This is a genomic window from Streptococcus sp. OMI750 (assembly GCF_047463895.1).
GTDB lineage: Bacteria > Bacillota > Bacilli > Lactobacillales > Streptococcaceae > Streptococcus.
This window is the reverse complement of record NZ_JASHCZ010000003.1, coordinates 211,972-233,529: the sequence shown is the minus strand read 5'-3', so window position 1 is coordinate 233,529 and position 21,558 is coordinate 211,972. Positions and strand designations below refer to the sequence as shown.

Genomic DNA, 21,558 nt, shown 5'->3' with positions numbered 1-21,558 from the left:
GGCGGTGGACCATGATTAGTCAAATTATGATGATTATTGCCTTGATTTCAATTTGGCTTTCCTTAGCTTGGGGCTTGGTCATCCTCTTTTCAGCTGTTCATTTTTGGTTTAAACATAGTGATTTTCGTGTCAATACGGATCCGCTTCCTTATTATCCAAAAGTGACCATTGTCGTGCCAGCCCATAATGAAGATGTCGTTATTGCACAGACAGCCAAGGCTATTCTTGAAATGAACTACCCTCATGATCGGGTAGAATTACTGCTGTTTGCGGATAATTGTTCCGATCGGACCTATGAAGAATGTCTAGCCGTCAAAGCATTGCCAGAGTATGCAGGACGTGATTTGACCATCATCAATCGTAGTGGAACAGGTGGGAAAGCAGGTGTTCTGAATGACGCTTTGAAAATGGCAACTGGGGATTATATCTGTGTCTATGATGCGGATGCCATGCCTGAAAAGAATGCTCTTTATTTCCTTGTGAAAGAAGTCTTGAAGGATCCAGAACGACATGTGGCCTCTTTCGGTCGGAACAAAACGCGGAATGCAGGTCAAAATTTCTTGACCCGTTGTATCAACCAAGAAATTGTTGTGACCCAACGGGTGCATCATGTGGGGATGTGGCACCTCTTTAAGATTGGACGGATTCCAGGAACCAACTTTATCATCCAAACAGACTTTGTAAAAAGTATTGGAGGCTGGAAAAATGGTGCCTTGACAGAGGATACGGATATTTCCTTCAAGATTATGCAAAGTGGGAAATTGATTGCGCTAGCCTATAATTCAGAAGCCTTCCAACAAGAGCCGGAAACTCTGAAGAGTTATTATATGCAACGGAAACGTTGGGCCAAAGGGAATTATGAAGTGGTTCTTTCTAATTTTAAGCATTTATTTGGTAAGGGAAATTGGCGCGTGAAGTTGGAAGTGACCAACTATTCTTGTATCTTCTTCTGGTTTAATGCGGCGATCGTGTTATCTGATTTGATCTTTTTTGCCAACATTCTCGCCATGTGTCTCCATACAGTAGTACCAGGTATTCAAATTCCGTTTGCTTTTGATGCTGATAATATCTATATTGCACAATTGATGTTGTTCAATTGGATCTTGATGATTGGGCTCTACTTGCTTCAGATCAATGTAGCTCTCGCTTCACAGTTTGGTCAAGCAACTACCAAGCAGATTTGGTTGGCCTTGGCTGCCTATTTCACCTATTCTCAACTGTTTATCATTGTGTCAATTGATGCCATCTCCTCTATTGTGATGGATAAACTATTGCACCGTAAAGAAACCAAATGGGTTAAAACAAAACGATTCGCAGGATAGGAGAAAATATGAAAACGAAAAAGATGAGATATGTATGGTTTCTAGTCATCCTTTGCATTTTCTGTTTGACCTTGTTTTTAGCTAGAACGAGAAGTAAGGTGGAAATGAGAAATCGAATTTATCGTCAGTGGAGTGAGCATTTTGTTGTTTCGAAAGGAAAAGAGTCCTTTGTTCGGACAACCAATGATGCCGATCAATCAGTAGTCTTATCTGAGGGGCAAAGTTATGGGATGCTCATTACAGTTGCGGCTGCCAGAAAAGGGCAAGCCCAACAAGAAGACTTTGACCGACTCTACCAATATTATCTAAAGCACCGCTTAGAAGGCACTCAGTTGATGTCTTGGAAACAAACGATCAGCAATGGAAAAGCAAAGGCTGAGGATCATAACGCTACAGATGGGGATCTTTACATTGCCTATGCCTTGTTAGAAGCTGCTCAGCAATGGCCAAAGCAAGCTAAAGAATACCAAGCTCAAGCCAAAGCGATTCTAGAAGATATCCTCACTTACAACTACAATGAAGAAACTGGTGTGTTGACAGTGGGAAATTGGGCTAATCAGAATTCAGAATTTTACCATTTGATGCGAACGTCTGATACACTACCAGCGCAATTCCAGATCTTTTATGAAGTGACAAAAGATTCGAAGTGGTTGGATATCAAAGAGAAGATGTTGCAACAATTAGAAACAATTAGTTCCCAAACAAAAACGGGCCTATTGCCTGATTTCATCTGGGTTGATGAGCAAGGCACTCGCGTAGCGGATCCTAAGACGATTGAATCCAAGTATGATGGTGCTTACTCTTATAACGCTTGTCGTCTTCCATACAACCTTGTTCAAAGCAAGGACGCAACTAGTCAAAAACTGGTGAAAAAGATGTTAAACTTTTTCAAGAGACAAAGAAACCTGTATGCGGGTTATGATTTGAAAGGGAAGGCCTTGAACAATCATCAGGCAGCAAGTTTTTTGGCACCGATTGTCTATGCGTCTGAGCATGAAAAAGGCTATTTGAAGTTGATTCAACAGAATAAGTATATCTTCACACAAGATTTACCTCTGAACAACTATTACGATGCAACCATGACAACCATGATTGCGCTTGAATTGTTCTAAGGAGTTAAAAAGAGTGAGAGTCCCGCAAGATGGCTTGACCATTTTGGTGGGATTCTCTTTTTGTTATTTTCGAAAAAAGGAACCTAAAGGAAAGGGATAGTCTATTTTTAGAAAAATACATAGAAAAACATCTGAAAATTATCTGAAAAATTATGTTATGAGCAGAAAGCTTTTATTCTCAAATGATTTTCTATATAATAGAGAATACAAAGGATGGAAGAGTTTATGTATCGAGTGATTGAAATGTACGGGGACTGTGAACCCTGGTGGTTCTTAGATGGTTGGGAAGAAGATGTCGTTGGTAGTCAAACTTTTGACGACTATTACCTAGCGCTTAAATTCTACAAGAAAAAGTGGTTGGAGTTGAATGATCACTTTCCTAGTTACAAGAGTAGGAGTGATTTGATGACGATCTTTTGGGATTCCAAAGAACAAGAATGGTGTGAGGACTGCAATGAAGATGTGCAGTTATTCCATTCGATCGTTCTCTTGGAGGATGAACAAAAAATTCCTAAAAGCAAACTCCGTCCTGGTTACGAAAAGGAAAAAGGAAGTCGGAAACACCGTTCTTGCCAATATAGTCCTGATCCCCAAAAAGGTGCAAAAACCCTGTTATAAGTAAAAATTAGAAGATTTTTTAGAGCGATCTAGAAAGTCTTCTTTTTTTCTTTTCTTTTTCGAATAGTATAAGTGAGAGGAGGAATTATGGTTCAAGAAATTGCTAAACAATTGATCCGTATGGGTAGAAATGAAGAGGCCCAGGATCTCTACTTCATCCCTCGGAGGGAAGAGTATCAAGTCTTTATGAGGGTAGGAGATGAACGGCGCTTTGTGCAGGCTTTCCCTTTTGAGGAGATGACGGCTATGATTAGCCATTTTAAGTTCGTGGCAGGGATGAATGTGGGAGAAAAAAGGCGTAGCCAGTTAGGATCGTGCGATTACCCTTTGGAGGATGGAATGGTTTCGATGCGTTTGTCGACGGTGGGGGATTATCGTGGCTATGAAAGCTTAGTTATTCGACTCCTGCATGATGAGGAACGAGAATTGCGTTTTTGGTTTGATCAGTTGCCGGAATTACAGAAAAATTTAGCTGGCCGTGGTCTCTACCTTTTTGCGGGACCAGTTGGTTCGGGGAAAACTACCCTCATGCATGCTTTAGCCCAAGAGTGTTTTGCGGGCCAGCAAGTTATGTCCATTGAAGATCCGGTCGAAATCAAGCAGGACAATATGCTGCAGCTTCAGCTGAATGACCAGATTGGTATGACCTATGACAACTTGATCAAACTCTCTTTACGTCATCGGCCGGATCTTCTCATTATTGGAGAAATCCGAGATAAGGAAACAGCTCGTGCAGTTGTACGAGCTAGTTTGACAGGTGTGACAGTCTTCTCTACTATCCATGCCAAGAGCGTTCGAGGTGTTTATGAACGTCTCTTGGAACTAGGGGTCAGTGAGGAAGAGCTCAAGATTGTTTTACAAGGTATTTGTTACCAACGATTAATTGCAGGAGGAGGGGTTGTTGATTTTGCAACAGAAAACTACCAAGAGCATTCAGCCAGCCGCTGGAACCAACAAATGGATCTCTTGGCTCAATCGGGATATATCCAGCTGGCTCAGGCACAAGCCGAAAAAATTATCTACCGCTAAACAAAAGCAAATCATTGAATTGTTTTTGAATCTTTACTCGAGTGGTTTTCACCTATCTGAAATTGTCGATTTTTTGGACCGTTCCCACCTAGTGGAGAGTCGCTTGGTTTCCCAGATGCGAGAGGATCTCTCTCGAGGGCTGAGTTTTTCAGAGATGATGGCGGGGATCGGTTTTTCAGATGCGGTCACGACACAGCTCTCTCTTTCTGAGCTCCATGGAAATCTTGCCTTGAGCTTGGAGAAAATTAGTGCTTATCTGGAGAATATGCGAAAGGTCAAGAAAAAGCTGATCGAGGTGAGTACCTATCCTCTTATCTTACTTGGGTTTTTAGTTCTGATTATGCTAGGCTTGCGCAATTACTTGCTTCCGCAAATGGATGCTCAAAATATCGGTACCCAACTGATCAGCTCTTTTCCCCAGCTCTTTTTTGCGCTAGTAGCGGGACTGGTAGCTTTCGTCTTACTCGGCTTTCTCTATTATAGACAGTCTAGTAAGATCAAAGTTTTTAGAAGCTTGTCCCATCTGCCTTTCGGGAAAGGCATGATTCAAGCTTACTTGACAGCCTATTATGCCAGAGAATGGGGCAATCTGATTGGACAAGGATTGGAGCTGTCTCAGATTTTTACCATGATGCAGGAGCAAAAATCCCAACTTTTTCAAGAGATTGGGAGGGATTTAGCTCTTTCTTTAGATCGTGGCCAGTCTTTCTCAGATACAGTTGGACGGTATTCCTTTTTCAAAAAAGAATTACCCCTTATGATTGAATATGGTGAGGTTAAATCAAAGCTCGGAAGTGAGTTAGAAATCTACGCTGAAAAAACCTGGGAAGATTTCTTTCGCCGGGTTCACAAGGCTATGAATGTGATACAACCTTTGGTCTTTGTCTTTGTAGCTCTTGTGATTGTCTTACTCTATGCAGCCATGTTGCTGCCGATTTATCAAAATATGGAGGTTCATTTATGAAAAAACTAAAAATATATAAGGTAAAAGCCTTTACCCTTATTGAAATGTTGGTGGTCTTATTGATCATCAGTGTACTCTTATTGCTCTTTGTGCCAAATTTGACCAAACAAAAAGATTCTGTGAAAGAGACAGGAAATGCAGCGGTTGTCAAGGTGGTCGAAAGCCAGGCAGAATTGTATGAACTTAATCATACCAATGATCAAGCCACTTTAGCAAAACTGATTGCTGATGGAAATATTACCAACAAACAAGCAGAATCCTACCGTGCCTATTATGCAAAAAATAGTGGAGAAACTCGTGCGGTTGCAGATTAAGGCCTTCACCTTGGTGGAGACCCTTCTGACCTTGATGATCGTCAGCTTCATCTATTTGGGCTTGTCGGGATCGATCAAGACGAGTTTTCAACAAGTGGAAGAAAAAGTATTTTTTGCAGAGTTTGAACACCTCTATCAAGAAAGCCAGAAGATAGCACTGGCAAGGCAAAAGGAATTGGATGTTGAAGTGACTGCAAGGAAGATTCAAACGCCTTACCAGACGGTGGAAATTCCTGATTCTGTCACGTTGCAAGATCCTAAAACTATTCGCTTGGACCGAGCAGGTGGCAATTCATCCCTGGCCAATGTTCACTTTCAGACACAGAGAGGAGTGGTGACCTATCAACTGTCGCTTGGAAATGGGAAAATTAAAAAGAGCATTCGTTCCCGCTAGTATTCTCTTAGAATCCTTAGTTGCCTTGAGTTTATTTGCCATGATTACAACCTTATTACTAGGGGAGATCCGGCGTTCGCGCAAGGAGCGACTAGCAGATTTCAAGGAAGTAGAAGTCTTGTCTGTCGCCCAAATGGCTCTTCAGGCAGGACAAAATGATCTTGAGGCCAATGGCATTCAGGTTCATGTCGAAAAAGATGCTGATCAAATCACGGTCTATCATCAAGGGAAGGTGGTGCTGCATGTGGAATAAAAGGAGGGTCAAAGCCTTTACCTTGCTCGAAGCCTTGGTTGCTCTCTTAGTGCTGAGTGGAGGTGTGTTGGTCTTTCAAGGCTTGACCAAGCTCCTGCATGCTGAGTTGGACTACCAAGCACAGCAAAAGCAGGAAGAATGGATCTTATTTCAGCAACAATTGCAGGTGGAATTGGATCGGAGTCATTTTGAAAAAGTGGAGAACGACCATATCTACTTGGTTCAGGATCAAAAACCGATTGCCATTGGCCAATCTAAAGGAGATGATATCCGAAAAACAGATGATAAGGGCAGGGGCTATCAGCCTATGATTTCAGGTATTCACTCCAGTCAGATTTGGCAGGAGGGGGAGTTGATTCATCTGCGTTTGAATTTTGAAGAAGGTCTAGAAAGGGAGTACGTCTACCATGTGGTACCAGCGATACAAAATGAAAAAAGTTAAGGCTGGTGTCTTGCTCTACGCCCTCTTGATGGCAGCAATTTTCAGTCTCTTGCTTCAGTTTTACCTTCACCGTCAGGTTGCGGAGAGACGGATCTTAAAGGCGAGTCAAGATCGCCTTCGAGCCTACGCTTTGGTACAGTTGGCTCTTGAAAAAGGAAAGAGTGATGAGAAGGCATCAGAGATTCACTTAAAGTCTGGCACCGTTCAGCTACAGCAGGACACTGGTTTTCTTCATGCTCAGGCCGAGATGGATGGAGAAAACTATGAGTTTGTCCTTCCGGTAAATGAAGAAAGAGAACGTAAGCAAGTCGAAAAAGCAAAGAAGAAGACACAGAAAGATAAAGAGAAGAACAAAACAGAAAAGCCTTTGGAAGAGACGCCCGAAGAGACGAAGGAGCCATCAGAAAATAGCGAAAAAGACTAATTTTTGGTATGATAGGGTGCGGAGGAAATCATGAATTTCGAAAAAATTGAACAAGCCTATACCTATCTATTGGAAAACACTCAAAGTATTCAAAATGAATTGTCGACCAACTTTTATGACGCCTTGATTGAACAAAATGCCATGTATTTAGAGGGCAAGACAGATCTAGACATTGTCAAAAACAATAGCCAAAAATTAAAAGAGCTAGGTTTAAGTAAGGAAGAATGGCGCAGAGCCTACCAATTCCTTTTTATGAAAGCTGCTCAAACAGAGCCTTTGCAAGCGAATCACCAGTTCACCCCAGATGCGATTGGTTTTATCATTACCTTTTTGATCGATCAGCTGTCCTCAAAAGAAGAACTGGATATTTTAGAAGTGGGAAGTGGAACAGGGAATCTCGCTGAGACCATTGTCAACAATAGTCGCCTCAAGATCAATTACTTAGGATTGGAGTTGGATGACCTCTTGATTGATCTATCTGCTAGTATCGCTGATGTAATGGAGTCTAGTGTGGTTTTTGCGCAAGGAGATGCCGTTCGTCCACAAGTTTTGAAAGAAAGTGACTTGATTGTCAGCGATCTTCCAATTGGATATTATCCAGATGATGCCATTGCCCAGCGCTATCAGGTAGCCAGTGCAGAAGAACATACCTATGCCCATCATCTCATGATGGAACAAGCATTGAAATACTTGAAACCTCAAGGGGTAGCCATCTTTTTAGCTCCCAACAACCTCTTGACGAGTCCTCAGAGCGATCTTTTAAAAGCTTGGTTGAAAGACAAGGCTCAGATCCTTGCCATGCTCACCTTGCCGGAATCCCTCTTTTCAAACCCAGCCTATGCGAAGACGGTTTTCGTCCTACGAAAACAAGAAGAAGAGTCTGTTCAACCTTTTGTTTATCCTTTCACGAATCTACAGGATCAAGATCAAGTGCTCCACTTTATGGAAAGTTTCCAAAACTGGTTAATGGATAGTGAAATTTGATCAAAGATCTGATATAATAGAAAAAGTGAAAACGCTTAATGAGGTGAATATATGTCGAAAACAATTTCTATTAATGCAGGAAGCTCTAGTTTGAAATGGCAATTGTACCAAATGCCAGAAGAAACAGTTCTTGCAAAAGGATTGATTGAACGGATTGGTTTGAAAGATTCTATTTCAACTGTTAAATTTGATGGACGTTCAGAAAAACAAGTATTAGATATCCACGACCATACACAAGCTGTAAAAATTTTGTTGGATGATTTGATTCGCTTTGATATTATCAAATCCTACGATGAGATTACAGGGGTGGGTCACCGCGTCGTTGCTGGTGGAGAATATTTCAAGGATTCTGCCTTGGTAGATGATGAAGTTCTTCAAAAAGTGGAAGAGTTATCTTTGCTAGCTCCACTTCATAATCCTGCAAATGCGGCTGGCATTCGTGCCTTCAGAGAGATCTGTCCAGATATTACCAGTGTTGTGGTATTTGATACTTCTTTCCATACAACCATGCCAGAAAAAGCTTATCGTTACCCTCTTCCAACTAAATATTACACAGAAAACAAGGTTCGGAAATACGGTGCCCATGGAACAAGCCATCAGTACGTAGCTGGTGAGGCGGCTAAAGTTCTTGGGAAACCATTGGAAGAGTTGAAATTGATCACCTGCCATGTCGGAAATGGTGTATCTGTCACTGCAGTTGATAAAGGAATCTCTGTCGATACCTCAATGGGCTTCACCCCTCTAGGTGGAGTGATGATGGGAACTCGAACAGGAGATATTGATCCAGCAATAATTGCCTACTTAATGGAACACACAGAGGATTTCAATACGCCTGAAGATATCAGTCGGATCCTCAACCGTGAGTCAGGTCTTCTTGGTGTTTCAGAAACTTCTAGCGATATGCGCGATATCCATACAGCGATGCACAATGGCGATGAAAAGGCTCAGTTAGCTTTTGACATTTTTGTAGATCGTTTGAAAAAATACATTGGTCAGTACTTTGCTGTCTTGAATGGTGCAGACGCTATTATCTTCACAGCTGGAATTGGTGAAAATGCAGCGAATGTTCGCTCTGCGATCATCAATGGTCTCAGCTGGTTTGGTTGCAAGGTCGATCCTGAAAAGAACGTCTTTGGAGCTGTAGGAGATATTTCCACAGCTGATTCGAGTGTGAAAGTCTTGGTAGTACCAACAGATGAAGAGTTGGTCATTGCACGTGATGTTGAACGTTTCAAAAATAAGTAGACTGAAATGAGATAGGTTGGAGGCGAAAGTCCCAACCTTCTTATTTTATGCTAGAAAGAGGTTCTTGATTGAAAAAAATACAGTCTTTTGTTCGAGAGCACCAATTATGGAGGAATGCCCTCTGGCTCCTTCTTTTTGTACCCCTGTTTTTCCTTTCGCAATTGCCACTTGTTTCCATGCTCTTTTCCATACGGAATGGGCTTGATGCAAGGATAGTCACCATTCTCACTGTGTTGGCTACAGTTGTAATACTCTTTGTTTTTTATGTGGTCATTAAAAAGAGTCCTCTAGAGAACCTAGATGTTCGTGTGATTACCTGGCCAGCTTTGGGAAGAAATTTCCTTTTTTTCCTCTTGTTGATAGCCAATAACATGCTAGCCTATCCCCTATTGCAACAAGAGGGGAGTGATACGACGAAAAATCAAATGGCTCTGATGGAACTTCAAGCCCATGCTCCTTTTCTTGCCATGGGGATGGTCGTGATCCTTGTTGCCCCGATTCTAGAAGAGTTGCTCTGTCGAGCCATCATCCCCCGCTTGATTTTTCGAGGGGCAGAACCGATCGGTTACTTAGCTGGAGCCCTCTTTTTCACCTTCTTGCATGGGCCTAGCACCTTAGGAGAATGGGTAGCTTATGGAGGAATGTCCTTGATCATAACTTGGGTGGCTTATCGCTACAAGCGGATCGAGTACAGCATCTGTCTCCATATGACCTTGAATGCGTTGGCTTATTATTCTCCGGCTGTCTTACTCCTCTGTTTATTGCCGGTATCGAGAGTTTTCTTCCCGGATAAATTATGATAAAATGGTAGGTACCAATGAGTTTTAATGCACACCCAAAGTCGATAGGCTAAGGGCAACTAGAAAGCTGATACAGTCCATCAGGAGAGCTAACTCGGAGGTTTGAACTCTTGTTCTAGCCTCTTTCTCATCTCGTTGCTCTCTAGTTCAAGGAAAAGGAGTTGAAAATGGGGAGAAGAGTAGATAGGAAATGGCTGAGTGCCCAAGGGACGCTTCTTTGTGGCATCTTAAATGTCACTCCTGATTCATTTTCTGATGGCGGCAAGTATACAAGTATAGATACAGCCTTGCAGCAGGCTAGAAAACTGATCCAAGAAGGGGCTCAGATCTTGGATATCGGAGGGGAATCAACCAGACCAGGTAGTCATTATGTGGAGATTCAAGAAGAGATTGACCGTGTGGTTCCGGTGATTGAAGCCATTCGGAAAGAAAGTGATGTCTTGATCTCAGTGGATACCTGGAAGTCCCAAGTGGCAGCCGCAGCGCTGGAAGCTGGAGCCGATATTGTCAATGATATTACTGGTCTTCTTGGAGATCCTAAGATGGCCACTGTGGTTGCTCAGCATGAAGCTAGCGCGATTCTCATGTTTAATCCCGTCATGGCTAGACCGAGTCATCCAAGTTCCACTATTTTTCCAAGTTTTGGATTTGAACCGGCTTTTTCAGAGCAAGAGCTTCAAGAGATGGCTCAAGAACCTATTCAAGACTTGATGTGGACCTTCTTAGAACGTTCGCTTGCGGTAGCAAAAGAAGCTGGTATCCAGAAGGATCATATCCTGCTGGATCCTGGGATTGGTTTTGGTTTGACCAAGCGCGAGAACTTACTCTTATTGCAAGAGCTAGAGACGATTCACCAAAAGGGCTATCCAATCTTCCTTGGAGTCTCTCGGAAACGCTTTGTGGTCAATATTATTGAGGAAGCTGGATTTGAGACAGATCCTACTACTGAGACTGGTTTTTGGAACCGGGACTTGGCTTCGAGCCATTTGACGAGCATTGCAGCTAGCCAAGGGGTTGAAGTGGTGCGGGTGCATGATATTCCCCTTCACAAGATGGCAGCTAGTCTGGGCCAAGCTATTTTCCAAGCCCAAGAGGCAGCAGATACGAATTTAAAACAATACAAGTAAATGAAGACAAAAGGACATCAGTTGGATCTTCGTTGGCTAGAAGCCTATCGGTCCCAAGATCCACATTTCGGTTTGGAGCGCATGGAAGCTCTCTTGGCTTTGAGAGGGAATCCTCACCTAGACTGTCGGGTCATTCATGTTGCGGGGACCAATGGCAAAGGGTCTACCATTGCCATTTTATCCCAACTCTTGAGACAGGCAGGTTTACGTGTTGGAGTCTTTACCTCTCCTTATCTGATCCATTACAATGACCAAATGACCATTAATGTCGAAGCCATCTCCGATCAAGACCTGCAAACCTATCTGGATAGCTACCAACAGCTCTTGGAAGCTGAAGAATCAAGAGACATCTTTCAAGGTTTGACGGAATTTGAAGTGATGACGGCGATCGCCTATGATTATTTTGCTCATGAGGAGCTGGATTATGTGATTATGGAAGTCGGTATGGGGGGACGACTAGACAGTACCAACGTCTGCCAGCCGGTGCTGACCGCGATCACGTCGATTGGCTTGGACCATGTTGCTCTTCTTGGGCCAGATTTGGCTTCCATTGCCCGTGAAAAGGCTGGTATCATTAAGCCAGGAATTCCTCTGGTTCTAGGGAAATTAGAAGTAGAAGCTAGCCAAGTCATAGAAGACATTGCGAATAGTCAGCAGGCTCCAATGTTTACCTATGGCAGAGATTATCAGGTTGAACTAGAAGCCTCTTGTCTATCGGGCCAATCCTTTTCTTATCACAGTTTAAAAAGAGAAAAGGCCTCCTATCAAGTGGCGCTCTTAGGTTATCACCAGGCTAGAAATGCAGCTCTTGCTATCAGTATCTGTGATGTACTTTTTGAAAGAGAAGGGCGTGAACTCTTGTCAAGAGAGTTAGTGGATGAGGCCTTGCATCAAGTCGTCTGGCCTGGTCGGATGGAAGTTATCTCTCAAAAACCCATGATCTTGCTAGATGGGGCCCATAACCCCCACGCCGTTGCACCTTTGATTGCAAGTCTTCAGGATCTCTTTCCAAGACAAAAAAAGACCATCCTTTTTACCTGCATCCGAACCAAAGCCTTAGAAGAGATGTTGCGTCAATGGCAGGACCTTGAAAATAGTCGCTTGATCCTCACGACTTTTGAAGATCCAAGAGCTTATTCTCAGGAAGAGATGGCAACTGTTGCTAGAAAACACCAGCTGAAAAAGGTTAACTGGCAAGAGTTTCTACAAAATTGGCAAGCTGAAGGAGATGAGCTCCTTGTTGTAACAGGATCGCTTTACTTTCTCAGCCAAGTTCGACCTTATTTATTAAAAAAAGAAAAATCCAATTAGGAGATGATATGGATACAAAGAAAATTGAAGAAGCAGTAAAAATGATCATCGAGGCAGTCGGTGAAGATGAGAACCGTGAAGGGCTTCAAGAAACCCCGTCCCGCATTGCAAAGATGTACCAAGAAATCTTTTCAGGACTAGGACAGACGGCAGAAGAGCACCTGTCTAAATCATTTGAAATCATTGATAACAATATGGTGGTTGAGAAGGATATTTTCTTCCATTCCATGTGTGAGCATCACTTTTTGCCGTTTTATGGAAAAGTGCACATTGCCTACATCCCAAATGGCCGTGTTGCTGGGCTTTCAAAACTGGCTCGTACGGTTGAAGTTTATGCTAAAAAACCACAGATTCAGGAACGTTTGACGGTAGAAATCGCAGATGCCTTGATTGAATATCTTGGAGCACAAGGAGCACTTGTCTGGGTAGAAGCAGAGCATATGTGTATGAACATGCGTGGTGTCCGTAAACCCGGGACTGCTACAGTGACAACTGCTGCGCGTGGACTGCTTGCGACAGATAAAGACTTGAAAAATGAAGCCTATAAACTCATGGGCCACTAATGGCCGGCTATAAGAGGTGAAGAGAGTGGATCAATTACGGATCAAGGACTTAGAGATATACGCCTATCATGGTGTTTTTCCGGCAGAAAAAGAATTGGGACAACGCTTTGTCCTAGACCTATGGGTGGATTATGAGATGACTCGTGCTGCCCGTACAGGTGATTTGGAAGCTTCGATCCATTATGGGATCTTGGCGGAACAGTTGACCGAGTGGATGCAGGCAGAAAAGATCGATCTGATTGAAACGGTTGCCTTCCAATTGGTGCAAAAGATTTTCGAAAGCTATGCCTTTGTAGAAAAAGTTCGTCTGGAGTTGAAAAAACCTTGGGCTCCTGTTCCCTTGCCCCTCGAGACTTGTTCGGTGACAATCGAACGAGAGAAAAAACGAGCCTTTATTGGCCTTGGTACCAATATGGGAGATAAACAACTGCAGCTAGAGACGGCGCTAGAAAAAATCAAGGATCGAGGCATTCACCTTCTTCAAACGTCCACAAGGATTGAAACGGAACCTTGGGGAGGAGTGGAGCAAGACGCCTTTTTGAATCAGGTGGCAGAGGTTGAAACCTGGATGACCCCAGAGGATTTACTAGAGACCTTACTTGCCATCGAGCAGGAAATGGGGCGTGTCCGTGAGATCAAGTGGGGACCGCGTGTAATTGATTTAGATCTGCTTTATATGAAGGACACGATTTGTTACAGCCCTAGCTTGATCTTGCCACATCCCTATGTGGCAGAACGAGCCTTTGTATTAGAATCTTTAAATGAAATTGCCCCTCATTTTGTGGATCCTGTTCAAAGAAAACAGATCCGACAACTGTGGGAGGCTGTAAAAAAAACAAAAGGTAGTTGATCCAAGGGTCAACTATTTTTTTACCTTGACAGGTTAATTGAGCAGAAGTATACTAAGCTTAATTAGACGAAGAGTAGGAGGGCGTCATGAAATCTTATCTTGTAAAATGGTTGATCGCGATTATTTTGGCTATTCTTTTCCTTTGGTTGAGTTTGGAAACGAACTTACTTCCAAAAGAAGTGTATCCCCTTCTCCTTGTCCCGATGCTGGTTGTGGGTCTCTATCTTTTTAAGGAGAGGTAATTCTCCATCCAACTAAACTATGAAAAATCCCCTGAGTGCTAACTGTTTCAAGAACTCAGGGGATTTTCTGTATATGGAGCTAGAACCAACAGTCTAGCCTTGCTTTTCTTTATTTCCGATACAAGCGATCGTATTGGTAGATGGGGTCCATGGTGACGTTGATGCCGAGTTTGCGAAGGACATTTTTATCTTCGTCTGTCAGCATAACCGTTGAGTGGGCTTCGCTACCTTTCAATTTGCCTAATTCTTGCATGGCAAGGTTAGCATCTTCATTGCTCATAGCCGTAATGGCAAGGGCAATAAGGATCTCGTTCGAGTGAAGGCGAGGATTTCGACTACCCAAATGATTGATCTTCAAGCCTTGGATCGGTTGAACATACTCAGGCTCGATTAATTTGGTTTCTTTGTCAATATGAGCCAATTTCTTGATGGCATTGATCAAGAGGGCTGCCGTTGGGCCAAAAAGGTCAGAAGTTTTCCCTGTTACCATTTCTCCGTTTGGTAATTCAAGCGCCATTGCTGGTTCGCCTGTTTCTTCTTCTTTTTGACGGGCCAGGACGGTTACTTTTCGGTCATTTGGTGTAATGCCAAGATCATTCATCAAGAGTTTTATCTTCTTAACTGCCCCTTCACCGACGCGTTCAGCTTTGACGTCCAAAATAGTTTGGTAATAACGACGGATGATTTCTTGTTGAGAGGCTTCGATCGCAGCATCATTGTCCACAATGGCAAAACCGACCATATTGACACCCATATCTGTTGGGGAAGCGTAAGGAGATTCTCCGAGGATGCGTTCCAACATCCGCTTCAGTACAGGGAAGATTTCGATGTCGCGGTTGTAGTTGACCGTTGTTTTCCCGTAAGTTTGGAGGTGGAAGGGATCGATCATATTGACATCGTCTAGATCTGCAGTCGCTGCCTCATAAGCCAAGTTGACTGGGTGATGCAAAGGAAGATTCCACACAGGGAAGGTTTCAAACTTAGCATAACCAGATTTGATTCCATTCAATTGGTCATGGTACATATTGGACATACAAGTTGCCAGTTTACCAGAACCAGGTCCAGGAGCTGTTACCACAACCAAATTGCGACTGGTCTTGATGTAGTCATTTTTCCCCATCCCCTCAGGAGAGATGATATGGTCCATATCCGTTGGGTAGCCCTTGATCGGATAGTGGAGGTAAGAGGCGATACCACTCTTCTCTAGTTGCTTGCGAAAGGCGTCTGCGGCAGCTTGTCCAGCATATTGGGTGATAACAACGGACCCAACGTAGATTCCTAATTCATTGAATTTGTCGATCAAGCGAAGCACTTCTTGGTCATAAGAAATTCCTAGATCCCCACGAGCTTTTGAGTGTTCAATGTTGTTAGCGTTAATAGCAATGACAATTTCCACTTGTTCGCGTAATTCTTGGAGTAGTTTGATCTTATTGTCTGGTTCGTATCCAGGGAGGACACGAGCGGCATGGAAGTCCTCTAACATCTTACCACCAAATTCAAGGTAGAGCTTGCCATCAAATTGGTTAATTCGCTCAATAATGTGGTCACGTTGCAAGTTCAAATACTGTTCAGAACTAAAAGCTTGTTTTTTCATGTAAAACTCCTGTATATAAGGGAAGTGTCTGTCACACGTACACTTGGCTTTGTACGACAGTCCACTATTATTTCATTCTTTCATATTATATCAGAAAACAGATGGAAGATAAAATATTCTAAGATACTTTCCTTAGATAAGCGTAGATGCCAAGGGGTTCAATGGATACTCATGGTAGAAGGTTTCCAAGAGGACTTTGTTTCCCTCCTAAAAAAGCCTCTTACGAGGCTTCTGATTGGATTTTCTTAATACTGTTTGATCAGATCAACTGTAGAGCGATCCAATTTCTTAACCAATGCTTGCAGAAAGGCTTGCGCTTGCAAGAAATCATCCATAGCATAGAGGGTTTGATGAGAATGAATGTAACGTGCGCAGACACCAATGGTTGTTGATGGCACTCCACCGTTCTTCAAGTGTGCTGCACCTGCATCAGTACCACCTTTAGCACAATAGTATTGGAATTTAATGCCTGCTTCTTCAGCAGTTGTGAGCAAGAAGTCTTTCATATTTGGTAGCATGATGTGACCTGGATCGTAGAAGCGAAGCAAGGTTCCTTCCCCAATCGCGCCCTGATCCCCAAAGACATCGGCTGCTGGCGAACAGTCTACAGCAAGGAAGATCTCAGGATCAAATTTAGTAGTTGAGGTGTGGGCTCCACGAAGTCCCACTTCCTCTTGAACGTTGGCCCCTACATAGAGTTCGTTGTTTAAGGCTTGTCCAGAAAAGCTCTTGGCTAATTCGCTGACCATCAAGACGCCGTAGCGGTTATCCCATGCTTTAGAGATGACGTTTTTACCATTCGCAGTGAGAATCGCAGAGCTATCTGGGACCAAGGTATCCCCAGGACGGATGCCATAACTTTCAGCTTCGGCTTTAGAGCTAAATCCTGCATCAAAGACAATGTCGCTAATAGCAGGTACGGTTGGCCCACCTGTACCACGTGTCAAATGTGGAGGAACAGATCCGGAAATAGCAGGGTATTCACGTCCATCGCGTGTAAAGAGTTTGAAACGTTGGCTGCTGACCACCATCGGGTTCCAACCTCCGATTGGAACAACACGGAAAGTTCCATCAGCTTTGATTTCACTGATCATGAAGCCAACTTCATCCATGTGGGCAGCTACTAAGATACGAGGAGCATCGGCTGCTGTTGAGTGTTTTACCCCGAAGATCCCACCGAGACCATCTGTCACGATTTCGTCCACATGAGGGGTCAATTGTTGGCGCAAATAATCCCGAACAGGGGCTTCATGACCTGAGATGGCAGGGATTTCAGTTACTTCTTTGATTTTCGAAAATAAATCAGTCATAGGATACCTTCTTTCTGATGCTATTTTATCACTTTTTTTACAAGGATGGTAGCGTTATTATAGAAATCGGTCCCGAAAAACTGAAGGAGGAGATCCAGCCTAGACCATTGTCCCTCTGCTTATTTTGTGTTACAATAGGCACTATGAAAGCTAAAAAAATTATTTTGTCTAGTCTGGCTCTAGCAAGTGCAGGAGCTCTTGCGGCCGGTGTTTATAAAATTGCCAAAGATCAAAAGCGTCTCCGTACCCAAGAAGAGTTGGTAGCAGAAGTACGGGAGCAAATGGAAGCCATGGGGACGATTGCGACTCTGTATGTGGAACTCTACGAGTCTAGTGAAGAGCGCTTAGTAGGAGGCGTTATTTTTGAAGATGAGCGCCATTACCGCTTTGTTTATGAGGATAGCCTCTTGCGCTATGAAGAGGAAAAACTATGATCACACCGAGTTCTCTAGAAGAAATTACTTCTTATGTAGAGCAAGAGGGCAAGAAAGTCTTTGTCTTTTCAGCTGACTGGTGTGGGGATTGCCGTTATCTCAAGCCTTTTTTGCCGGAGATTGAGGCTGAAAATCCCGAATTTATCTTTATCTTAATTGACCGAGATGCCTATATGGATCTGGCGAAAGTCTGGGATGTTTATGGGATCCCTAGTTTGGTGGTTCTGGAAAAGGATAAGGAAATCGGACGGTTTGTCAATCGGGATCGGAAAACTAAAGCCCAGATTACAGCATTCTTAGCAGGATTAAAATAGGAGAAGAACATGATTGTAACATACAACAAAGAACAAGTCGGCGATGTATTGATGCTGACCTTGAAAAATAGTGGAGAAGCCAAGCTAGCGGTGGAGAGAAAAGGAAAGATAGCTCGCGTTTACCGTGAGGACAACCAAGAAACGGTTGCCTGGAATATTTTTGATGCCTCATCTTTCTTCGCCATCGAAGGCAAGGGCCAAGTTTTTTTGACAGATGAGCAAGTAGCTCGTTTGAATCAAGAATTGGAAGCAGAAGGCTTCACAGAACGATTGGTCAACGATCAAGAACCAAAATTTGTGGTCGGAGAAATCCTTGAAATGGTGGCCCATCCAGATAGTGACCACTTGAATATCTGCCAAGTAGCAGTTGGGGCAGATAAGACAGTTCAGATCGTAGCAGGGGCTCCAAATGCGCGGGTGGGTCTAAAAACCATTGTTGCTCTTCCAGGTGCCATGATGCCGGATGGCAGCTTGATTTTCCCAGGGGCACTTCGTGGTGAAAAAAGTTATGGCATGATGTGCAGTCCTCGCGAATTGCACTTGCCAAATGCTCCTCAAAAACGAGGCATTATTGAATTGAACGACGCAGAAGTAGCAGGGACACCATTTGATCCAGCTCGTCACTGGTATGAATAAGGAAAGAATCTAGGATGTTTTGAATCCTGGATTCAGATTGAAGACAAAGCCATATAAAAAACTTTCCTTAGGTGAGTACGGACGTCAGCGAACTTCTTCGAAGTTCCAAGACTTAGTTTTGAGCCTAGGGTCTCAAAACTCCCGAGTGCCTGAAACGTTATTGTTTCAGGCACTTTTCTCACAGCGGAAAGTTTCGGTATTTTCTTGAATCGATTTAAAAATTGGAACTAATTTTTATTTTTTTGCAAAATCGCTTAACTTATTTTACTTTAAAGTAGTTTGTCTACATTCTAAATCTAGGATTTTTTGAATCCTAGATTTTTTTGATTTTGGTTTGCCACCTCCATTTTTTGAAATTTTTTCGAATAAATAGATAGGAGGTAAATGATGTATAATAAAGTTATTTTAATCGGTCGCCTAGTAGCGGCTCCAGAATTGCATAAAACCAGCACAGACAAATCCGTTGCCCGAGTGACCGTTGCGGTCAATCGTCGCTACAAGGACCAAAACGGGGAGCGAGAGACTGATTTTGTCAATGTCGTTGTCTGGGGGAAATTGGCTGAAACCATGGCTAGTTATGCCAGTAAAGGGAGCCTGATCTCTTTGGATGGAGAGATTCGGACGCGCCGCTACGAGAAAAATGGGGTCATGCAGTATGTGACAGAGGTCCTCTGCCAAAGTTTTCAGTTGCTAGAGAGCCGCGCTCAGCGAGCAATGCGCGAAAATGGTGGAACAGGAGATTTAGCCGATATTATCTTAGAAGAGGAAGATCTTCCCTTTTAGAAGTAAAAAAGAAAGCTAGTTCGTCCATAGACTAGCTTTTTTGATACTTATGAGGGATTTTATTCGGGAACGACTCTTTTTAAAATGAATCAAATAAATGCATCTGTACAATAAAAACCAGCACTTTTCTTGAAAAAGTAGTAAAATAAAGTAATATATATTCAAAATTTTCAGAAAAGGAACGGAGTTTGAAGGGGAAAGAAGAAAGAAAAGAATTATTGAAATGGCTGATAAAACGGGTTCTACTGCTGATTCCAGTTGCCTGCATCCTCTTGTGGATCTATGCTGCTTGTCAAACCAGTAGCATCAAGGATCAGACCAAGATCGGTGTCACCTATATGACCATGAACAATGAGTTCTATAAAAGTATTCATTCGGAAATAAGTCGAATTGCCGATGAGAAAGGGGCTCTTGTTTATGTCCGAGATCCAGAATTGGACGAAAAAAGGCAGAGCCAGCAGATCGATGATTTTTGTGCCCAAAAAGTAAATGTGATTGTGATTAATCCGGTCAAAGGGGATAGTCAGCCGATTCTAAGGGCTCTTAAAAAAGCTAGAAAACAAGGAATTAAGATCATTGCAGTTGATACCCAGCTGAAGTATTTTAAACCGGACGCCAGTATTGTATCTGATAATTATCAAGCAGGGGTCTTGATTGCAAAAGAGTTGATGAAACGCTCTTCTAGTGCTCGGATCCTTCTCTTGGAACATAAGGGGACTGTTTCAGCAGATACACGGATTCAGGGATTTAAGGATACCATTAAAGGGCATGGAGCTTATCAGATCGTATCGGAACTAGAAACCAAGGGGCAGACGGAGATCGCCATGCCAGCTGTTCGAGACTTCTTGCGATCTGAGACTGACATAGATTCCTTGGTTGCCTTAAACGACCGCTCGGCTATAGGAGCTTTAGCGGCGATCAAGGAGCAAGGAATCACCCATCCTATTGCGATCTATGGGATTGATGGCTCACCAGATATGAAAGCCTTGCTGCACTCGACAGATGATGTCGTGGGAACCGTTGCCCAGTCTCCGTTGAAGATGGGAGATCGCGTGATGGAGGTCATCCAAGATATGACGGCTGGGAAGAGCTACCAAAAAGAAATAACCATTCCGGTTCAAATGATGACAAAGGAAAACATCGATCAATTTGATGTGAATGGGTGGCAGTAATGAGAAAATTTAGAGGTGTGAGGTACAGTTTGGCCATTCTGATGGTCGTGAATTTTATCGCTGTTATGCTCAACAGTATCATCTATCTTCAAGCAACCAACTATATCATTGCCCAACGGCAAGCCTCCTTATTATTGGAGCGTTTGGAGCGTATTCCTTTTGCGCCCTCTACGACTTTTTGGTTGTCTGCGGTCTTATTTGCTGGGATTGCCTTGATTTCCATGAGTCGTTATCGGTCTCAAACGAGTCGATGGTCTATGTTTGATCAGTGGAACATTCTGGAGATCCTCCTGATGTTGCTTTTGATGTGGGTCCAAAATGTAGCTTATAACGGGCTAATTCTCTTGGTTTTTGCGGATATCTTCTATGGTTCCAAAGAGTTGAATACCAAGCGAGACCGCAAGTATTGGTTTGCTTTTATCCTAGTAAGTTTCTTGATGCTCCTTGTGACCAATTCAGACGTCTTTTCGCTTTTCTTTCCGATTCCTTCTCTTGATGTCTATATTCATTTTTACCCTGCCTCCATCCGGATTCTGGCCTTTTTCTTGAAGAATTCCCTCTATGCCTTGAATATGGTGCTCTTTATTATTTCGCTTTTGTTCTATATTATGAATGTTCTTGCGGAAAACCACGAAGTAGAAGAAGAGTTGGCTATGGTTTCGAAGGTCAATACGGAGTTGAACAACTATATGGCCTTGTCTGAGAAGATTGCAGAAGATCGGGAGCGTAAGCGGATTGCTCGGGAAATTCACGATACCTTGGGGCACGCGCTAACAGGGATCTCAGCAGGTTTAGATGCTGTTGGGGTCTTGATTGATATCGATCCCAATCGGGCAAAAGAGCAGGTGAAAAGTGTATCAGAAGTGGTTCGTGAAGGGATCCAGGATGTGAGGGGCTCTCTCAACCGCCTCCGTCCAGGTGCCCTTGAGGGACGAACCCTCAAAGATGCTTTAGAAAAGATGATCCGCGAGTACCAGACGCTTTCCAACTTGCAGGTTGATTTACACTATGAATGGGTCGATGTCGATATGGACGTCATGATTGAAGATACGATTTTTCGTGTGATCCAGGAGTCTATGACCAATGCGGTTCGCCATGGTCATGCCAGCCGGATGACCCTTCATTTTTTTGAGGATGAAGAAGATTACCTGATCGAGTTGCAGGACAATGGGGTTGGGTTTGAAACCTTAACCTATGGCTATGGGCTCAAGCAGATGATGGAGCGTATTTCCATCCTAGGAGGACAGCTTCAATTTGAAAGTCGCGATGGATTTTTCACGCGCGTTAGTTTACCGAAATATAAAGAAGGGAGATAGAAATG

The 21,558-nt window shown here is 43.2% G+C and carries 26 protein-coding genes; 24 read left to right on the top strand and 2 right to left on the bottom strand.

Translation table 11 applies throughout. The features are described 5' to 3' along the window. Positions 1 to 11 precede the first annotated feature (11 nt). The 18 genes from QM830_RS07775 to QM830_RS07690 all read left to right on the top strand — a co-directional run bounded on the left by QM830_RS07775 (position 12) and on the right by QM830_RS07690 (position 13,994). Positions 12 to 1,322 carry a glycosyltransferase family 2 protein gene (locus tag QM830_RS07775; RefSeq protein ID WP_414326347.1) on the top strand — a complete coding sequence of 437 codons (1,311 nt, stop codon included), beginning with the start codon at positions 12 to 14 and terminating at the stop codon, positions 1,320 to 1,322. Positions 1,323 to 1,330: 8 nt separating this feature from the next. Then, positions 1,331 to 2,434 carry a glycosyl hydrolase family 8 gene (locus QM830_RS07770; RefSeq protein ID WP_414326346.1) on the top strand — a complete coding sequence of 368 codons (1,104 nt, stop codon included), beginning with the start codon at positions 1,331 to 1,333 and terminating at the stop codon, positions 2,432 to 2,434. 225 nt (positions 2,435 to 2,659) lie between these two features. Further along, positions 2,660 to 3,052, top strand: a complete 393-nt coding sequence (locus tag QM830_RS07765) for a DUF1033 family protein (protein WP_414326344.1) — start codon at positions 2,660 to 2,662, stop codon at positions 3,050 to 3,052. Positions 3,053 to 3,139: 87 nt separating this feature from the next. Next, entirely contained in the window at positions 3,140 to 4,081 is a 942-nt protein-coding gene (gene comGA, locus QM830_RS07760) for a competence type IV pilus ATPase ComGA (protein ID WP_414326342.1), read from the top strand. Further along, positions 4,014 to 5,045, top strand: a complete 1,032-nt coding sequence (gene comGB / locus QM830_RS07755; RefSeq protein ID WP_414326390.1) for a competence type IV pilus assembly protein ComGB — start codon at positions 4,014 to 4,016, stop codon at positions 5,043 to 5,045. Before comGA ends, comGB begins: the two co-directional genes overlap by 68 nt. Then, positions 5,042 to 5,359, top strand: a complete 318-nt coding sequence (comGC, locus tag QM830_RS07750) for a competence type IV pilus major pilin ComGC (protein WP_414326341.1) — start codon at positions 5,042 to 5,044, stop codon at positions 5,357 to 5,359. The genes comGB and comGC overlap by 4 nt, the downstream gene beginning before the upstream one ends. Next, positions 5,349 to 5,753 carry a competence type IV pilus minor pilin ComGD gene (comGD, locus tag QM830_RS07745; protein WP_037614176.1) on the top strand — a complete coding sequence of 135 codons (405 nt, stop codon included), beginning with the start codon at positions 5,349 to 5,351 and terminating at the stop codon, positions 5,751 to 5,753. Before comGC ends, comGD begins: the two co-directional genes overlap by 11 nt. Next, positions 5,719 to 6,006, top strand: a complete 288-nt coding sequence (comGE, locus tag QM830_RS07740; RefSeq protein ID WP_414326339.1) for a competence type IV pilus minor pilin ComGE — start codon at positions 5,719 to 5,721, stop codon at positions 6,004 to 6,006. Before comGD ends, comGE begins: the two co-directional genes overlap by 35 nt. Continuing rightward, a complete protein-coding gene (comGF, locus tag QM830_RS07735) occupies positions 5,996 to 6,448 on the top strand; it encodes a competence type IV pilus minor pilin ComGF (RefSeq protein WP_414326337.1) in 453 nt (150 codons plus the stop codon). Before comGE ends, comGF begins: the two co-directional genes overlap by 11 nt. Continuing rightward, positions 6,414 to 6,872: a competence type IV pilus minor pilin ComGG gene (gene comGG / locus QM830_RS07730; protein ID WP_009732074.1), complete on the top strand. Its 459-nt coding sequence runs from the start codon at positions 6,414 to 6,416 to the stop codon at positions 6,870 to 6,872. Before comGF ends, comGG begins: the two co-directional genes overlap by 35 nt. Positions 6,873 to 6,902: 30 nt before the next feature. Next, entirely contained in the window at positions 6,903 to 7,856 is a 954-nt protein-coding gene (locus QM830_RS07725) for a class I SAM-dependent methyltransferase (protein WP_009732075.1), read from the top strand. Positions 7,857 to 7,907: 51 nt separating this feature from the next. Next, positions 7,908 to 9,101 carry an acetate kinase gene (locus QM830_RS07720; protein ID WP_009732076.1) on the top strand — a complete coding sequence of 398 codons (1,194 nt, stop codon included), beginning with the start codon at positions 7,908 to 7,910 and terminating at the stop codon, positions 9,099 to 9,101. Between the two features lie 68 nt (positions 9,102 to 9,169). Then, a complete protein-coding gene (locus QM830_RS07715; RefSeq protein WP_009732077.1) occupies positions 9,170 to 9,901 on the top strand; it encodes a CPBP family intramembrane glutamic endopeptidase in 732 nt (243 codons plus the stop codon). Between the two features lie 167 nt (positions 9,902 to 10,068). Then, positions 10,069 to 11,028 (top strand): dihydropteroate synthase, encoded by a 960-nt coding sequence (gene folP / locus QM830_RS07710; protein WP_009732078.1) that lies wholly within the window; start codon positions 10,069 to 10,071, stop codon positions 11,026 to 11,028. Then, positions 11,029 to 12,339, top strand: coding sequence for a bifunctional folylpolyglutamate synthase/dihydrofolate synthase (locus QM830_RS07705; protein ID WP_414326333.1), 1,311 nt, complete (start codon positions 11,029 to 11,031; stop codon positions 12,337 to 12,339). Between the two features lie 8 nt (positions 12,340 to 12,347). Continuing rightward, on the top strand, positions 12,348 to 12,902 hold the full coding sequence (gene folE / locus QM830_RS07700; protein WP_009732080.1) for a GTP cyclohydrolase I FolE: 555 nt from the start codon (positions 12,348 to 12,350) through the stop codon (positions 12,900 to 12,902). A 25-nt stretch (positions 12,903 to 12,927) separates the two neighbouring features. Further along, complete coding sequence (gene folK, locus QM830_RS07695) at positions 12,928 to 13,752, top strand: 2-amino-4-hydroxy-6-hydroxymethyldihydropteridine diphosphokinase (RefSeq protein ID WP_414326332.1); 825 nt, start codon at positions 12,928 to 12,930, stop codon at positions 13,750 to 13,752. Positions 13,753 to 13,838: 86 nt separating this feature from the next. Next, positions 13,839 to 13,994 (top strand): hypothetical protein, encoded by a 156-nt coding sequence (locus QM830_RS07690; RefSeq protein ID WP_414326330.1) that lies wholly within the window; start codon positions 13,839 to 13,841, stop codon positions 13,992 to 13,994. Between the two features lie 109 nt (positions 13,995 to 14,103). On the opposite strand, the gene QM830_RS07685 is transcribed toward QM830_RS07690, so the two are convergent. After that, positions 14,104 to 15,588 (bottom strand): DUF1846 domain-containing protein, encoded by a 1,485-nt coding sequence (locus tag QM830_RS07685; protein WP_414326328.1) that lies wholly within the window; start codon positions 15,586 to 15,588, stop codon positions 14,104 to 14,106. 245 nt (positions 15,589 to 15,833) lie between these two features. Further along, positions 15,834 to 16,898 (bottom strand): glutamyl aminopeptidase, encoded by a 1,065-nt coding sequence (gene pepA, locus QM830_RS07680; RefSeq protein ID WP_414326327.1) that lies wholly within the window; start codon positions 16,896 to 16,898, stop codon positions 15,834 to 15,836. Positions 16,899 to 17,041: 143 nt separating this feature from the next. On the opposite strand from pepA, the gene QM830_RS07675 reads away from it, so the two are divergent. The 6 genes from QM830_RS07675 (at position 17,042) to QM830_RS07650 (ending at position 21,553) form a co-directional block, all read left to right on the top strand. Beyond that, the gene (locus QM830_RS07675) at positions 17,042 to 17,332 is read left to right on the top strand and encodes a DUF4651 domain-containing protein (protein ID WP_037614134.1); all 291 of its coding nucleotides are present in this window, start codon (positions 17,042 to 17,044) and stop codon (positions 17,330 to 17,332) included. After that, a complete protein-coding gene (locus QM830_RS07670) occupies positions 17,329 to 17,646 on the top strand; it encodes a thioredoxin family protein (protein ID WP_414326325.1) in 318 nt (105 codons plus the stop codon). The genes QM830_RS07675 and QM830_RS07670 overlap by 4 nt, the downstream gene beginning before the upstream one ends. A gap of 9 nt (positions 17,647 to 17,655) precedes the next feature. After that, complete coding sequence (ytpR, locus tag QM830_RS07665; protein ID WP_414326324.1) at positions 17,656 to 18,282, top strand: YtpR family tRNA-binding protein; 627 nt, start codon at positions 17,656 to 17,658, stop codon at positions 18,280 to 18,282. A gap of 387 nt (positions 18,283 to 18,669) precedes the next feature. Beyond that, a complete protein-coding gene (locus QM830_RS07660; RefSeq protein WP_003004675.1) occupies positions 18,670 to 19,065 on the top strand; it encodes a single-stranded DNA-binding protein in 396 nt (131 codons plus the stop codon). Between the two features lie 188 nt (positions 19,066 to 19,253). After that, on the top strand, positions 19,254 to 20,237 hold the full coding sequence (locus tag QM830_RS07655; RefSeq protein ID WP_009732088.1) for a substrate-binding domain-containing protein: 984 nt from the start codon (positions 19,254 to 19,256) through the stop codon (positions 20,235 to 20,237). Then, positions 20,237 to 21,553: a sensor histidine kinase gene (locus QM830_RS07650; protein WP_414326321.1), complete on the top strand. Its 1,317-nt coding sequence runs from the start codon at positions 20,237 to 20,239 to the stop codon at positions 21,551 to 21,553. The genes QM830_RS07655 and QM830_RS07650 overlap by 1 nt, the downstream gene beginning before the upstream one ends. Positions 21,554 to 21,558 lie beyond the last annotated feature (5 nt).

Bases quoted from the DNA above. Each gene is read 5' to 3' on its own strand.
- QM830_RS07775 (WP_414326347.1), top strand. From the start codon at position 12: ATGATTAGTCAAATTATGATGATTATTGCCTTGATTTCAATTTGGCTT.
- QM830_RS07770 (WP_414326346.1), top strand. From the start codon at position 1,331: ATGAAAACGAAAAAGATGAGATATGTATGGTTTCTAGTCATCCTTTGC.
- QM830_RS07765 (WP_414326344.1), top strand. From the start codon at position 2,660: ATGTATCGAGTGATTGAAATGTACGGGGACTGTGAACCCTGGTGGTTC.
- comGA (WP_414326342.1), top strand. From the start codon at position 3,140: ATGGTTCAAGAAATTGCTAAACAATTGATCCGTATGGGTAGAAATGAA.
- comGC (WP_414326341.1), top strand. From the start codon at position 5,042: ATGAAAAAACTAAAAATATATAAGGTAAAAGCCTTTACCCTTATTGAA.
- comGE (WP_414326339.1), top strand. From the start codon at position 5,719: ATGGGAAAATTAAAAAGAGCATTCGTTCCCGCTAGTATTCTCTTAGAA.
- comGF (WP_414326337.1), top strand. From the start codon at position 5,996: ATGTGGAATAAAAGGAGGGTCAAAGCCTTTACCTTGCTCGAAGCCTTG.
- comGG (WP_009732074.1), top strand. From the start codon at position 6,414: ATGTGGTACCAGCGATACAAAATGAAAAAAGTTAAGGCTGGTGTCTTG.
- QM830_RS07725 (WP_009732075.1), top strand. From the start codon at position 6,903: ATGAATTTCGAAAAAATTGAACAAGCCTATACCTATCTATTGGAAAAC.
- QM830_RS07720 (WP_009732076.1), top strand. From the start codon at position 7,908: ATGTCGAAAACAATTTCTATTAATGCAGGAAGCTCTAGTTTGAAATGG.
- folP (WP_009732078.1), top strand. From the start codon at position 10,069: ATGGGGAGAAGAGTAGATAGGAAATGGCTGAGTGCCCAAGGGACGCTT.
- QM830_RS07705 (WP_414326333.1), top strand. From the start codon at position 11,029: ATGAAGACAAAAGGACATCAGTTGGATCTTCGTTGGCTAGAAGCCTAT.
- folE (WP_009732080.1), top strand. From the start codon at position 12,348: ATGGATACAAAGAAAATTGAAGAAGCAGTAAAAATGATCATCGAGGCA.
- QM830_RS07690 (WP_414326330.1), top strand. From the start codon at position 13,839: ATGAAATCTTATCTTGTAAAATGGTTGATCGCGATTATTTTGGCTATT.
- QM830_RS07685 (WP_414326328.1), bottom strand. From the start codon at position 15,588: ATGAAAAAACAAGCTTTTAGTTCTGAACAGTATTTGAACTTGCAACGT.
- pepA (WP_414326327.1), bottom strand. From the start codon at position 16,898: ATGACTGATTTATTTTCGAAAATCAAAGAAGTAACTGAAATCCCTGCC.
- QM830_RS07675 (WP_037614134.1), top strand. From the start codon at position 17,042: ATGAAAGCTAAAAAAATTATTTTGTCTAGTCTGGCTCTAGCAAGTGCA.
- QM830_RS07670 (WP_414326325.1), top strand. From the start codon at position 17,329: ATGATCACACCGAGTTCTCTAGAAGAAATTACTTCTTATGTAGAGCAA.
- ytpR (WP_414326324.1), top strand. From the start codon at position 17,656: ATGATTGTAACATACAACAAAGAACAAGTCGGCGATGTATTGATGCTG.
- QM830_RS07660 (WP_003004675.1), top strand. From the start codon at position 18,670: ATGTATAATAAAGTTATTTTAATCGGTCGCCTAGTAGCGGCTCCAGAA.
- QM830_RS07650 (WP_414326321.1), top strand. From the start codon at position 20,237: ATGAGAAAATTTAGAGGTGTGAGGTACAGTTTGGCCATTCTGATGGTC.